We start from the raw sequence: 13,491 nt of genomic DNA, 5'->3' as shown, positions 1-13,491 counted from the left end.
GGGGAGCAATAAATGCAATGTATCAACTGTGATGAAGAAGCTAAGAAATACTCGGATTACTGTGCGGCCTGTGAAAAAAGGAGTTTCGAAAAATTAGTGGATTTCTTTACCTTCCAGCGATAGGTGTTGTTGTATCCATTATCGTTTCCTTTTATCAAGCCTATGAAACATTAAAAGTCTGGGTGGGTTTGGACAATGAATTACGGTATTTTTCACCGTTGATTGCTTATGAGTTTATTGGTTGGATTTTATTGGCCTTTGTTGCAATTTATACCGCTGGTCAGTTTTTTGGTAAGAAGAAAAAAACACCTTCTGTATACATTGCTTTTCTTGTGCTCAGCTTGATTTTTTGTGTCAGTGATTTGGCGATTGCAAATGTCTATTTTGGTGTGAAACTTCAATACGAAAATTTGTCTTGGTTATTACGCAGTGTTATCAGTAGTTGCATATGGATACCTTATTTCCTGGTTTCAGAAAGGGTGAAACGAACTTTTATTAGATAAAATGTAGATGGGATGAGTGTTAACAATTGCTGGGTAAGAGCAGCATCAACTGGAACGAAAAACCAAACATCGTACGTCTAGTTTTGCACCATTTCAGTGCTATCAAGCCAAGTAATGGTGCAATTTTCCTTAGTTTTGCCGATAAGTGACGGTAGATATGGGACAAATGTGTTTTTACTCGTCTGATTTTTTAGTCTTAATCGTCATAACTACAGCGAAAAAAGTGTACAAAAATAACTATAAAAACTATTTCAGTGCCATTAAATGATAAAAAGTGCCCTTTCTGTAACTCCCGCCATTAGCGGGGCGATGAGACTTATCCACCATTCCTGTGGATAACCTTGTGCATTAGATTTAGAAAAGTGGTTTAAAGCGAGAAAGGGCGCGGGTTGTGTTCGCTTTGTCCGTATTGTCGTCTTTTTAATAATTATGTTTATTATCAATATGTTAATTAAAATCAAGACGCCGAAGTGTCTAACTGACAGCGACGTATCATTTTTAACCGTAGTGATGCCAATAAGTTAATTCGTGACAGATTTTGGGGATAAACCAGGTATTGACAATAAAAATGTCACCGCTCTGTAACCTAAGCGGTGCATTGCGGGTATTTTTGCTGCGTAAAAGCTTGATGCTGTTTTTATATCCAGTATTATAAGGGTTGGCGGAAATCGCCGAGGTTCTCCATAATTACAGGTCGCTTGAGCGCGCATTCCACAGGGTCGCTGAATTCATGAGTAAATTGTTCAAACTGCATTCCGAGTTCAAACCGGCAGGCGATCAGCCAGAGGCGATTCGTAAACTGGAGGAAGGGCTGGAAGATGGCTTGGCACACCAGACATTGCTTGGGGTAACGGGGTCTGGTAAGACGTTTACCATTGCTAACGTGATAGCTGATCTCAACCGACCGACCATGGTGATGGCGCCTAACAAAACGCTGGCGGCGCAGTTATACGGCGAGATGAAAGAGTTCTTCCCGGATAACGCGGTAGAGTATTTCGTCTCTTACTACGACTACTACCAACCCGAAGCCTACGTACCTAGCTCCGACACCTTCATCGAAAAAGACGCCTCGGTAAACGAACATATTGAACAGATGCGACTTTCCGCCACCAAAGCGTTGTTAGAGCGACGGGATGTGGTGGTAGTGGCCTCAGTTTCGGCGATCTACGGTCTGGGCGATCCTGATCTGTATCTGAAAATGATGTTGCATTTGACCAAGGGCATGATTATCGATCAGCGCTCGATCCTACGTCGTTTGGCTGAATTGCAATACACCCGCAATGATCAGGCGTTCCAACGCGCGACCTTCCGCGTGCGTGGCGAAGTGATCGACATCTTCCCGGCGGAATCCGACGAATTTGCACTACGCGTTGAGTTGTTTGATGAAGAAGTGGAGCGGCTGTCGTTGTTCGATCCGCTCACTGGTCAGATTGAACAGGTCGTTCAGCGTTTCACCATCTACCCGAAATCGCACTACGTCACGCCACGAGAGCGGATCATCCAGGCGATGGAGGATATTAAAGTTGAATTGGCCGATCGCCGTCAGGTGCTGCTGGCGAATAATAAACTATTGGAAGAGCAACGCCTGACGCAGCGTACCCAGTTTGATCTGGAGATGATGAACGAGTTGGGCTATTGCTCTGGTATTGAAAACTATTCACGTTTCCTGTCTGGGCGTGGCCCCGGCGAGCCGCCACCCACGTTGTTTGATTATCTGCCTGCCGATGGTTTATTAGTGGTCGACGAATCCCACGTCACCATCCCGCAAATTGGCGCGATGTTTAAAGGCGACCGCGCACGTAAAGAAACGCTGGTGGAATACGGTTTCCGCTTGCCTTCTGCACTGGATAACCGACCAATGCGTTTTGAAGAATTTGAAGCGCAGGCACCGCAAACCATCTACGTCTCCGCTACGCCGGGTAAATACGAACTGGAAAAATCCGGTGACGAAATTATCGATCAAGTGGTGCGTCCGACCGGCTTGTTAGATCCTATTGTCGAAGTTCGCCCGGTAGGGACACAGGTGGACGATCTCCTTTCAGAGATCCGCAAGCGTGCGGCGATCAACGAGCGTGTCTTGGTGACGACGTTAACCAAGCGTATGGCTGAAGACTTGACCGAATATCTGGAAGATCACGGTGAGCGTGTGCGTTATCTGCACTCGGACATCGACACCGTGGAACGGGTCGAAATTATTCGTGATTTGCGTCTGGGCGAGTTTGATGTGTTAGTGGGTATCAACCTGTTGCGTGAAGGTTTGGACATGCCTGAGGTGTCGCTGGTGGCGATCCTCGACGCCGATAAAGAAGGCTTCTTGCGTTCTGAACGTTCGTTAATCCAGACCATTGGCCGTGCGGCACGTAATTTGAGCGGCAAGGCGATTCTGTACGGTGATAGGATCACCGCTTCTATGGCCAAAGCGATTGATGAAACCGAGCGTCGTCGTGCTAAACAACAGGCGTTTAACGAAGAAAACGGCATTGTACCGCAGGGGCTGAACAAGAAAGTGGGTGATATTCTACAACTTGGGCAACCGAGTAACCGTGGCAAGGGCAGAGGGAAAGGCAAAGCAGCGGAAAGCGCCGCACAGTATCAGAACCTAACGCCGAAAGCGCTGGATCAAAAAATCCGCGAGTTGGAAGCACAAATGTACACTCATGCACAAAACTTGGAGTTCGAACAGGCTGCGGCAGTGCGCGACGAGATCCATCAATTACGCGCGCAGTTTATCGCGATTTCGTAATGGCGATGGCTAAAACCCTTGTCCTTGCCGTAAAAGCACATTAGGGTGTGCGCCAAATTATTGGGATGAATGAAGAGATTTTGATATGAATGCACACCAGTCTAAAGATCCGCTACACGGCATCACGCTAGAACAATTGCTGAATAAGTTAGTGGATCATTATGGTTGGGATGGACTGGCCGATCGCGTGCATATCAACTGTTTCAGCAGTGATCCGAGTATTAAATCCAGCCTGAAATTCCTGCGCCGCACGCCGTGGGCACGTACGCAGGTAGAAGAATTGTATATTGATATGGTCAGTAATAACCCATGGCATCAGGGTAAGGATTAACTCCGAGCCGCCAGTTCAACTAAGGCTTGATCCAATGCCTGGCGCAGTAGTTGACGATCGTGACGATAAGGAATATCGCTAGCCTCCAGCGTTTGCTGGATCACGACCCGATCTTTCACCTCGGATGTATCAACCGTTGGGCTGACGATCACCGCGTCGATCATTCTGCGACCGATCTTTTCCTCCATCAGTTCAAGCTTGCTTTTTAGCGTTAACGCGGCAGCGGCCACGCTGAGTTCGCGCCCTAGATTACCGATGTAAATCATATTGGCGCTGCTACGGCGCAGTGCTTGCGTGAGATCGTCCAACAGCAACAGTGGCATCAAGCTAGTGAGGAAGCTTCCGGGACCGATCAGGATCACCTCGGCTTGAGCGATGGCTTCCAGCGCTTCGCGAGTCGTGTGAACATAGGGGGAAAGCATCAACTCTTGCGGCATATCGATCATTTGGTCGACATTCACCTCGCCGTAAACATGATTACCTTCGTGATCGTGCGCCATTAGATCTACCGGCTGTTCCGACATCGGGATCAGCGCGGCTTCCACTTTCAACAGACTACGCACCAAATTGATTGCTTCTATCGGTCGCACGCTAAGGTGATCCAGCGCTTTGAGCATCAGATTACCTAAGTTGTGCCCAGCTAATTCGCCATTACCACTAAAACGATATTCAAACATCGCCGAAGCCACGCTGGGCTCGGTGATTAGCTGGTTTAAACAGTTACGGGTATCGCCCCAAGCAATGCCGCCTTCTGAGCGACGAATGCGTCCGGTGGAGCCGCCGTTATCGGTGGTGGTGACGATGCCAGTTAAGCGTGAGCCTAAAGAAGACAGAGAAGACATCACGCGGCCAAGGCCGTGGCCCCCACCTAATGCGACGACACGATCGAGATCGGCTAGGGTGCGATTACGCATAGAGTTCCTTAAATTGATGCAGAATAACCCGCATAACGTAACGGATTTAGTGAAAAAACGCGAAAAAGAGTATCGCTGGCGTGATTCTGGTCAATTTCTGTGGCGGATGTGCAGTTATCATGTGCTGTGTTTTTACAGAGACAAGTTTCTACAGAGACAAAAATCGCTGTATACACAGATATATAGCGTAAATCGACATTGGCTATCGCGGTGATTTAGCGCTAGTATTCTGTGGAAAACCACGGTTTTGTTCCGGCTACTTAGGTAGCTCAAGTTCAGAATCAAACTCCTAGCCCTTGTACCTACGTTGTTTTGCAGAGTGAAACGATATGGCGCTTGGGCCGTGGCGAAGTTAGCCACCAGGGTGCAGAGTGGAAACGCTCGCATCTCCCGTATTTGGAAAGGTGTTATGGCAGTGCAACTCACTGATGCTTTTGAGCGCAAGTTCTATTACCTGCGCCTATCGATTACCGATGTGTGTAACTTTCGTTGCACCTATTGTCTGCCTGATGGTTATAAACCCGCTGGTAGCCCCAAGACCTTCCTTTCGCTGGATGAGATCCGGCGTGTCAGCCGCGCGTTCGCCGAACTGGGTACGGAAAAAGTCCGTTTGACCGGTGGCGAACCCTCATTGCGTCGCGACTTTACCGAAATTATTGCTGCTGTGCGTGAAAACCCGGCGATCCGCACACTCGCGGTGACCACCAACGGTTATCGTCTGGCGCGTGATGTTGAGCAGTGGCGCGATGCTGGATTAACTGCCATCAACGTTAGCGTCGATAGTCTGGATGCGCGTCAATTTCATGCTATCACCGGTCAGGACAAATTCCGTCAGGTGATGGAAGGCATCGATGCTGCTTTTACTGCCGGTTACAGCAAGGTCAAAGTTAACGCCGTGCTGATGCGTGACGTTAACCATCACCAGCTTGGCGCTTTCCTCAACTGGATAAAAGACCGTCCAATCCAACTGCGCTTTATCGAACTGATGGAAACCGGTGAAGGTAGCGAACTGTTCCGCAAACATCACGTTTCTGGTGAGGTCATTCGTCAACAATTGGAACAACAGGGCTGGCAACGTCAAGCGCGTGGCCGCAGCGATGGCCCGGCTCAGGTGTTTAGTCATCCGGATTATCAGGGTGAAGTTGGCTTAATCATGCCGTATGAAAAAGACTTCTGCGCCAGTTGTAACCGACTGAGAGTTTCTGCCATTGGCAACTTACACCTGTGTCTGTTCGGTGAGCAGGGAATTACGTTGCGCGATCTGCTGGCGGACGATAACCAGTTGGAACAGTTGAAGATGCGCATTCAGGGTGGGTTGTTGAGCAAGAAACAAACCCACTTCCTGCATCAAGGCAACAGCGGAATTACCCAGAATCTATCGTTTATCGGTGGCTAATAAGGAGCAGATATGAGCCATGCCAGCAGTGAGTTTATTCCGGCGAACATCGCCATTCTGACCGTTTCAGACAGCCGCGGTGCCGCGGAAGATACCTCCGGCGACTACTTGCAACAAGCTGCCGTTGAAGAAGGGCACCAAGTGGTTGAGCGCGCGATAGTTAAAGACAATATTTATCAGATCCGCGCGCAGGTCTCGGCGTGGATCGCCAGCGATCAAGTGCAAGCGGTATTGATCACCGGGGGAACCGGTTTTACCGCTCGCGATAACACACCAGAAGCGCTATTGCCGCTGTTTGATCGCGAAGTAGAAGGTTTTGGTGAACTGTTCCGCATGGTGTCATACGAGGAAATCGGTACTGCGACTATCCAGTCGCGCGCCGTTGCCGGTATCGCCAATCAGACAGTGATCTTTGCCATGCCGGGTTCTACCCGTGCTTGCCGTACCGCCTGGGAGCGGATTATCCAAGAGCAGTTGGACGCGCGTCATCGCCCGTGCAATTTCCTGCCACATTTGAAGAGATAACTCTTTATGACGCAGTTAACTCATATTAACGCTGCCGGTGAAGCTCATATGGTGGATGTTTCCGCCAAGGCCGAAACGGTACGCGAAGCCCGCGCCGAGGCTTATGTAGAAATGCACGCCGCTACGTTGGTGATGATTATCGACGGTAGTCACCACAAAGGTGACGTCTTCGCCACCGCGCGTATTGCCGGGATCCAAGCGGCGAAACGTACTTGGGAGCTGATCCCGCTGTGTCATCCGCTGATGTTGAGCAAAGTTGAAGTACAACTGGAGGCTCAGCCGGAACACAGTCGTGTGCGTATCGAAACCTGTTGCCGCCTGACCGGTAAAACCGGTGTCGAGATGGAAGCGTTGACCGCAGCTTCAGTAGCGGCGTTGACCATCTACGACATGTGCAAAGCGGTGCAAAAAGACATGGTGATTGGCCCGGTGCGACTGCTGGCGAAAAGCGGCGGCAAGTCCGGTGATTTTAAGGTGAATGTATGATCCAGATACTATTTTTTGCTCAGGTACGCGAGCTGGTAGGTACCGCCAATCTGAGTATTCCAGCAGAATATTCGACGGTGGAAGCGTTGCGTCAGGCCTTGTGTGAACGAGGTGATCGTTGGGCACTGGCGTTGGAATCTGGCAAATTGCTGACAGCGGTCAATCAGTCGCTGGTGGCGGCAGAGCATCCACTACGCGCTGGCGATGAAGTGGCGTTCTTCCCACCGGTTACCGGAGGTTAAACGTGGACAATACCCGAATCCGCGTTGGCAGTGCGTTGTTCAACGTCGGTGAAGAATATCAATGGTTAGCGCAGTGCGACGACGACGGTGCGGTCGTGACTTTCACCGGTAAGGTGCGCAACCATAATCTGGGCGATAACGTCAGTGCGTTAACGCTGGAACATTACCCGGGCATGACCGAAAAAGCGTTGGAAGAGATTGTAAAGGAAGCGCGTCAGCGCTGGCCGTTACAGCGTGTGACCGTCATCCACCGTGTTGGTGAAATGTTCCCCGGTGATGAGATCGTGTTTGTGGGTGTCACTAGCGCCCATCGCAGCAAGGCGTTTGAGGCCGCTGAGTTCATTATGGATTATTTGAAAACGCGCGCGCCGTTTTGGAAACGCGAAGCCACTGGGCAGGGCGATCGCTGGGTGGAAGCGAGAGACAGCGATCAACAGGCGGCAAAACGTTGGTAAATCCGAGTCTATTTCAGAAATAAGTGAATACCATTGTCAATTCCAGGAAGCATTTTCTGTGGTACGCTTATCGGTGGTGGGGAATATTTCCTCAAAACTTTATTTCATATAAAAAGGTAACCGTCATGGACCGATACCCACGCTCTAATGGTTCTATCGTCGAACGGGCTAACAGCGGCATTCAGGCCTATATGGCGCAAGTTTATGGCTGGATGACCTGTGGTTTACTGTTAACCGCGTTTGTTGCTTGGTACGCGGCGAGTACGCCAGCGATCCTCAACTTTATTTTCTCCAGCCAGATCACTTTCTTTGGTCTGATCATCGCGCAATTGGCGCTGGTGTTTGTGATTTCTGGCATGGTGAACCGCCTGAGTGGCACGGTAGCGACCTCGCTATTTATGCTTTACTCAGCACTAACCGGCCTGACGTTATCGAGCATTTTAATTGTTTACACCGGTGCATCCATCGCCAGCACCTTTGTGATTACTGCCGGTATGTTTGGAGCCATGAGCCTGTACGGCTATACCACCAAGCGCGATCTGAGCGGTATGGGCAGCATGTTGTTTATGGCGCTGATCGGTATCGTGCTGGCTTCGCTGGTGAACATTTGGCTGAAAAGCTCAGCGCTGACTTGGGCGATCACCTATATCGGCGTGGTAGTGTTTGTTGGCCTGACCGCTTACGACACGCAGAAGCTGAAAAATATGGGCGAGCAGTTGAATCCTGATGATCGCGATAGCTTCCGTAAATACTCTATCGTTGGCGCGTTGACGCTGTATCTTGATTTCATCAACTTGTTCTTGATGTTGCTACGTATTTTTGGCAACCGCCGCTAAACTTAGTATTATTAACATCAGCGTTAAACAAAAATGGCTCTGCATTGCAGAGCCATTTTTTTAGGCAATTTTCCGTCTAAACATCGCATAAGCGGCGGTGCCGGTGGTGACGGTAATCACCAATAGCGGCCACAGGCTGTGCCAGATAATGCTGAAGCTGGCATCCTTCAAATAGATTTGTTTGGTGATATCGGTGAAGTGGCGAATCGGGTTAACCCAAGTCAGATTTTGCAACCAGACCGGCATGTTTTCTACCGGTGACACATAACCAGAAAGCAAAATCGCGGGCATCATAAACACAAATACACCGATAAACGCCTGCTGCTGAGTGGAGCACAGCGATGAGATCAGCAGCCCAAATCCTACCAACGACAGGCCATACATCAGCATGGTCATATAAAACAGCAATAGCGAACCGGCAAACGGGATCTGATACAGGAAGATGCCGATCGATAACACAATCGAAGCCTGGAAGGTGGCGACGATCAGTGCAGGTACGGCTTTACCGACAAAGATTTGCCAAGTAGTGAGCGGAGAAACTAACAATTGCTCTAGCGTACCTTGTTCACGTTCACGCGCCACCGACAATGAGGTGACGATCAACACGCCAATAGTGGTGATCATGGCGATCAGCGAAGGCACCACGAACCATTTATAATCCAGATTCGGGTTATACCAGTTGCGTACCACCAGTTCGCTGTTATTGGGTTTGGCGCGATTGCCAAGCAGTTCTTGCTGATAATCTTGCACAATCTGCTGCACATAGTTGGCGGCGATCTGCGCACTGTTGGAGTTCCGCCCATCGAGCAACAGTTGCAGTGGCGCGGTGTGTCCGCTGGCGATATCGCGTGAAAATTGCGCTGGGAAGCGGATCAGCAACAATGCTTTTTGGTTGTCGATAGTGGTGCTGATCTCTTGCGGACTGCGTAACAGCAACACATGAGTGAACGCCTTCGCTTTGGCAAAGCGTTGAGTCAACTCTACTGAAGCGTGACCACTGTCTTCGCTATAAACCGCGATGGTGGCGTTGGTCACTTCCAGCGTGGCAGCGAACGGGAACAGCAGCACCTGCAAAATCACCGGCATCACCAAAATGGCACGGGTTTGTGGGTCACGCAGGAGTGACTGCATTTCTTTGATGATCAAAGTCAGTAAACGTTGAAACACATTCTCCCCCTTAATCCAACCGTCGACGGGTTTTCAACGCCGTCAGGCCGATAAAGAACACTGCCGAAGCAATTAAGCACAGCAGATTAACGATCAACACGGTGCCGATATTGCCGGCCAAAAACAGCGTTTGTAGCGTGCTGACGAAGTAGCGAGCCGGGATCACGTAAGTCACCGCACGCACGATGGCGGGCATACTGTCGATCTGGAAAATAAAGCCGGAAAGCATAATGGCAGGCAGAAATGCCGCGTTGAGTGCCACCATCGCCGCGTTAAATTGATTGCGGGTGATGGTGGAAATCAACAGCCCCATCCCCAAGGTACTGGCGAGGAACAGGCTGCTGATAACAAACAGAATCAGCAATGAGCCGCGATAAGGAACGCCCAGCACAAACACCGCAACGGCCATACATAACACCATGGCAAACATGCCGAGGAAGTAATAGGGCACCAACTTGGAAAGCAATAACTCGGCGCGCGTAACCTGCGTAGACAGCAAGGCTTCCATGGTGCCGCGCTCCCATTCGCGGGCGATCACCAATGAAGTGAGGATCGCGCCGATCACCGTCATGATAATGGTGATGGCTCCGGGGATAATGTAATGCTGGCTGATCGCCGCCGGGTTAAACCAATAGCGCATTTGTACGTCGATTAACGGCTTATCATCACGTCCCAAATCACTGGCACGTTGCTGTTGCCAGATTTGCCAAACGCCTTGAGTGTAACCCTGCACAAAGTTAGCGGTATTGGGCTCACTGCCGTCAGTAATGACTTGCAAAGGGGCCTTATCGAAAGGGCGTGCCATACGTTCGGCAAAATCGTTGGGGATGACCACTAACCCACGGATACGCCCGGCCTGCATCAGTTGGATCAGTTGTTGGCGGTTGTCGCTGATAGTGGGTTCAATATACGGCGAACCGGCAAAGGCGTAGGCCAGATCACGTGCCTCTTCACTCTGTTGTTCCATCAAGATGCCGAGCCGTAGCTTGCTGGAATCCAGATTGATGCCGTAACCAAAAATAAACAACAACATCAATGGAATGACGAAGGCAATCAAGCCACTGCTGGGATCACGGACAATCTGTCGTGTTTCTTTTAAACACAGTGCGCGCAGTCGTCGCCAGGAAAAACCGCTATCCATTTCCATTGCTATTCTCCTGATCATAACCTTGCACCAGTTCGATAAACGCCTGTTCCATCGATGGGTTGGGGTTCTCTGCACTGGCGACCTGATGTTTGAGGGAGTCCGGCGTACCAGCGGCGATGATCTTGCCGCGATAGACTAACCCGATACGGTCGCAATATTCAGCCTCATCCATAAAGTGAGTGGTGACCATCACCGTCACACCTTTATCCACCATACCGTTGATATGCAACCAGAACTCACGACGGGTTAGCGGATCAACACCGGAGGTGGGTTCGTCGAGGAATAAAATATCCGGTTCGTGCATCAGTGCGCAGGCCAGCGCTAGGCGCTGTTTAAAGCCGAGCGGCAGTGAGTCGGGCGTTTGGTTGAGGATCGGCGCGAAGTTAAACGCGGTAGACATCTCATTGATTTTATCGCGTTGCGCTTTACCACTCAGGCCGTAAACACCGGAGAAGAACTTTAGGTTTTGCGCGACCGTCAGGTTGCCGTAGAGCGAAAATTTTTGCGCCATATAACCGAGGTGTTGGCGTGCTTTGCCGGAGCTGGTTTTCAAATCCATACCCAAAACCAGCGCTTTGCCATCGCTGGGTACCAGCAGGCCACACATCATCTTGAAGGTGGTAGATTTTCCCGCACCGTTAGGGCCAAGCAGACCGAAGATCTCTCCGCGTTGTACTTTGAAATCCACATGGTCGGTGGCTGCGAAGTCGCCGAATTTTTTCGTCAGCTGTTGCGCTTCGATCACCGTTTCACTGCTATCGCCAGTGACGGTCGGCATGATCTCGGCCAATGCTGAACGGTTATTGGGGCCACCGCCAAGCAGATCGATAAACGCATCTTCGAAACGCGGATCGGCTTCCATCAGTTTCGCATTCGGCAGATCCAGATCCCGCAAAACTTGACGGTGATCGGCATCGGTTTTCAAGATCAAACGCAGGTATTTCCCTTGGATCACGCCGTCGGTCACATCAGGTAGGCAGATCGCTTGTTGCAGCAGAGCGCGGTGATTACCGTCGGGAGTATCGATCAGGATGGTGCGCCCGACCATGCGTTGCGTCAGATCCTGCGGCGCGCCGCTGAACAGCAGTTCCCCTTCGTTCATTAACAACACTTCGCGACACTGCTCGGCTTCGTCGAGGTAAGAAGTGCTCCACAGGATCAACATGCCGTCGTCGGCCAGTTCATGCACCATGCGCCACAGCTCACGGCGTGAGATAGGATCGACGCCCACGCCCGGCTCATCCAGCAGCAATACCTGCGGTTGTCCAACCAATGTGCAAGCCAGTCCCAGTTTTTGTTTCATACCGCCAGACAGCTTGCCCGCCAAACGCTCGGTAAAACGCGTCAGATCGGTAAACTCCAGCAATTGTTTGAAGGTCTTTTCGCGCTGTTCGCCGACGATACCATGTAGATCGGCATACAGTCGCAGGTTTTCCATTACCGTGAGATCTTCATACAAACCAAACTTCTGCGGCATATAACCGAGAATGGCGTGTAATTGACTGTCTTGTTCGATAGGATCCCAACCCGCGACGCTCACCTTACCGCTGCTGGGTTTGAGCAATCCAGCCAGCATACGCAGCAAGGTGGTTTTGCCCGCGCCATCGGGCCCGACCAATCCGGTCACGGCACCGCTGCGTAATACGGTGGTCAGGCTGGCTACCGCCGGTTTGGCGAGCGTAGGGAAGCATTTCTCCAATGCTTCTAGCTCAATAGTATGCGCCTGTGCCATTTTCTGTCCTTATGGTTGGGCGGTACGGGGCTGTGTAAAACGAATAGTGACAGGCATACCTTGTCGCAGATTCTCATCGGCATCGGTGACAATCACGCGCAGACGATAAACCAGATCGGTGCGTAAATCGGGGGTTTCAACGCTTTTCGGGGTGAACTCTGCGGTAGGGGAAACAAAGCCCACTTTACCGTGATAAGGCTGACTGGGGCGGCTATCGGTGTAAATTTCCAATTCGCTGCCCGGTACGGCTTTACCCAGATTGGTTTCATTGACGTAGGCACGTACCCAGACTGGTTTAGTCAGTGACAGGGTAAATACCGTGCTACTGGCGCTGAGCATGGTGCCCGGCTCGACGGCGCGGGTCAGCACCGTGCCGGCGGAAGGGGAAACCAGTGCGGTATCTTGTAAATCCAACTGTGCTTGCGCTAAAGCCGCTTCGGTCTGCGCGAGATTGGCCTGCGCTTGTTCGATTTCTTGTGGACGATTACCGCGTAGATATTGCGCCAGTTTATCTTTGGCTGCTTGCAGATTGGCTTGCGCCTGATTGCGAGCGGTTCGGGCATCTTCCAGCGCATCGGCGGAGGTGGCGTTTTTCGCCCATAATCCTTGTTGGCGTTTTAAGAAACTGTCGGCATAACTAAACGCAGATTGACGTTGTGCCATTTCCGAGCGAACTTGAGCGATTTCTTCGCTGCGATAACCGGCTTGAAGCAGTGCCAGTTTGGCTTTGGTATTGGCGACATTAGCCTGCGCCTGCTGTAATCCATTGATATACGGGCCATCATCCAGCTTACCGAGCAATTGCCCCGGTTGAATGGTATCGCCTTCATCAACGGCCAACGAAGCCAGTCGCCCACTGACGCGAAAGCCCAAATTCACCGTGCGAATATCCACGTTGCCGTACAGCGTCAGTGGTTTTTCCCGTTGTTGTTGGTAAGACCAAATCCCGTAGGCTGCTGCGGCAAGCAACACAATCACCGCGACGATGATGGCACTTCGTTTCTTGTTCATAAC

General features: G+C 50.8%; 14 protein-coding genes and 1 riboswitch. Of the genes, 9 read left to right on the top strand and 5 right to left on the bottom strand.

Annotation, left to right across the window (positions count from 1 at the left end):
- The first annotated feature begins 92 nt into the window (after nt 1-92).
- From AC3ISQ_RS15265 to AC3ISQ_RS15255, 3 genes are all read left to right on the top strand, one after another.
- Entirely contained in the window at nt 93-503 is a 411-nt protein-coding gene (locus AC3ISQ_RS15265) for a DUF2569 domain-containing protein (protein WP_489353316.1), read from the top strand.
- Nucleotides 504-1,233: 730 nt separating this feature from the next.
- The gene (gene uvrB / locus AC3ISQ_RS15260) at nt 1,234-3,246 is read left to right on the top strand and encodes an excinuclease ABC subunit UvrB (protein ID WP_489347844.1); all 2,013 of its coding nucleotides are present in this window, start codon (nt 1,234-1,236) and stop codon (nt 3,244-3,246) included.
- Between the two features lie 85 nt (nt 3,247-3,331).
- Nucleotides 3,332-3,577, top strand: a complete 246-nt coding sequence (locus tag AC3ISQ_RS15255; protein ID WP_489347842.1) for a VF530 family protein — start codon at nt 3,332-3,334, stop codon at nt 3,575-3,577.
- Here the strand turns inward: AC3ISQ_RS15255 and yvcK are convergent.
- On the bottom strand, nt 3,574-4,491 hold the full coding sequence (yvcK, locus tag AC3ISQ_RS15250) for a uridine diphosphate-N-acetylglucosamine-binding protein YvcK (RefSeq protein ID WP_489347840.1): 918 nt from the start codon (nt 4,489-4,491) through the stop codon (nt 3,574-3,576). The two genes, AC3ISQ_RS15255 and yvcK, sit on opposite strands and share 4 nt — an antisense overlap.
- Nucleotides 4,492-4,765: 274 nt before the next feature.
- Nucleotides 4,766-4,913, top strand: a riboswitch (molybdenum cofactor riboswitch).
- Here yvcK and moaA point away from each other — a divergent pair.
- The 6 genes from moaA (at nt 4,901) to AC3ISQ_RS15220 (ending at nt 8,431) form a co-directional block, all read left to right on the top strand.
- On the top strand, nt 4,901-5,887 hold the full coding sequence (gene moaA, locus AC3ISQ_RS15245; RefSeq protein ID WP_489347839.1) for a GTP 3',8-cyclase MoaA: 987 nt from the start codon (nt 4,901-4,903) through the stop codon (nt 5,885-5,887). (Overlaps the previous riboswitch by 13 nt.)
- Before the next feature lie 12 nt (nt 5,888-5,899).
- On the top strand, nt 5,900-6,412 hold the full coding sequence (gene moaB / locus AC3ISQ_RS15240; RefSeq protein ID WP_489347837.1) for a molybdenum cofactor biosynthesis protein B: 513 nt from the start codon (nt 5,900-5,902) through the stop codon (nt 6,410-6,412).
- Between the two features lie 6 nt (nt 6,413-6,418).
- Complete coding sequence (gene moaC / locus AC3ISQ_RS15235; protein WP_489347835.1) at nt 6,419-6,898, top strand: cyclic pyranopterin monophosphate synthase MoaC; 480 nt, start codon at nt 6,419-6,421, stop codon at nt 6,896-6,898.
- Nucleotides 6,895-7,140, top strand: coding sequence for a molybdopterin synthase sulfur carrier subunit (gene moaD, locus AC3ISQ_RS15230; RefSeq protein ID WP_489347833.1), 246 nt, complete (start codon nt 6,895-6,897; stop codon nt 7,138-7,140). Before moaC ends, moaD begins: the two co-directional genes overlap by 4 nt.
- A 2-nt stretch (nt 7,141-7,142) precedes the next feature.
- Nucleotides 7,143-7,595 carry a molybdopterin synthase catalytic subunit MoaE gene (gene moaE, locus AC3ISQ_RS15225; protein ID WP_489347831.1) on the top strand — a complete coding sequence of 151 codons (453 nt, stop codon included), beginning with the start codon at nt 7,143-7,145 and terminating at the stop codon, nt 7,593-7,595.
- Between the two features lie 125 nt (nt 7,596-7,720).
- A complete protein-coding gene (locus AC3ISQ_RS15220) occupies nt 7,721-8,431 on the top strand; it encodes a Bax inhibitor-1/YccA family protein (protein ID WP_489347830.1) in 711 nt (236 codons plus the stop codon).
- Nucleotides 8,432-8,491: 60 nt separating this feature from the next.
- Here AC3ISQ_RS15220 and AC3ISQ_RS15215 read toward each other — a convergent pair whose 3' ends face one another.
- Genes AC3ISQ_RS15215 through hlyD form a run of 4 tightly spaced genes read right to left on the bottom strand, consistent with a single transcriptional unit; the run spans nt 8,492 to nt 13,488 of the window.
- A complete protein-coding gene (locus tag AC3ISQ_RS15215) occupies nt 8,492-9,598 on the bottom strand; it encodes an ABC transporter permease (RefSeq protein ID WP_489347828.1) in 1,107 nt (368 codons plus the stop codon).
- 10 nt (nt 9,599-9,608) lie between these two features.
- A complete protein-coding gene (locus AC3ISQ_RS15210) occupies nt 9,609-10,745 on the bottom strand; it encodes an ABC transporter permease (protein WP_489347826.1) in 1,137 nt (378 codons plus the stop codon).
- The gene (locus AC3ISQ_RS15205) at nt 10,732-12,477 is read right to left on the bottom strand and encodes an ATP-binding cassette domain-containing protein (RefSeq protein ID WP_489347825.1); all 1,746 of its coding nucleotides are present in this window, start codon (nt 12,475-12,477) and stop codon (nt 10,732-10,734) included. The genes AC3ISQ_RS15210 and AC3ISQ_RS15205 overlap by 14 nt, the downstream gene beginning before the upstream one ends.
- Before the next feature lie 9 nt (nt 12,478-12,486).
- The gene (gene hlyD, locus AC3ISQ_RS15200; protein WP_489347823.1) at nt 12,487-13,488 is read right to left on the bottom strand and encodes a secretion protein HlyD; all 1,002 of its coding nucleotides are present in this window, start codon (nt 13,486-13,488) and stop codon (nt 12,487-12,489) included.
- Nucleotides 13,489-13,491: the final 3 nt, after the last annotated feature.

This window comes from Serratia sp. KH_031, from assembly GCF_057839655.1.
This window is presented reverse-complemented; position numbering and strand designations above follow the sequence as displayed.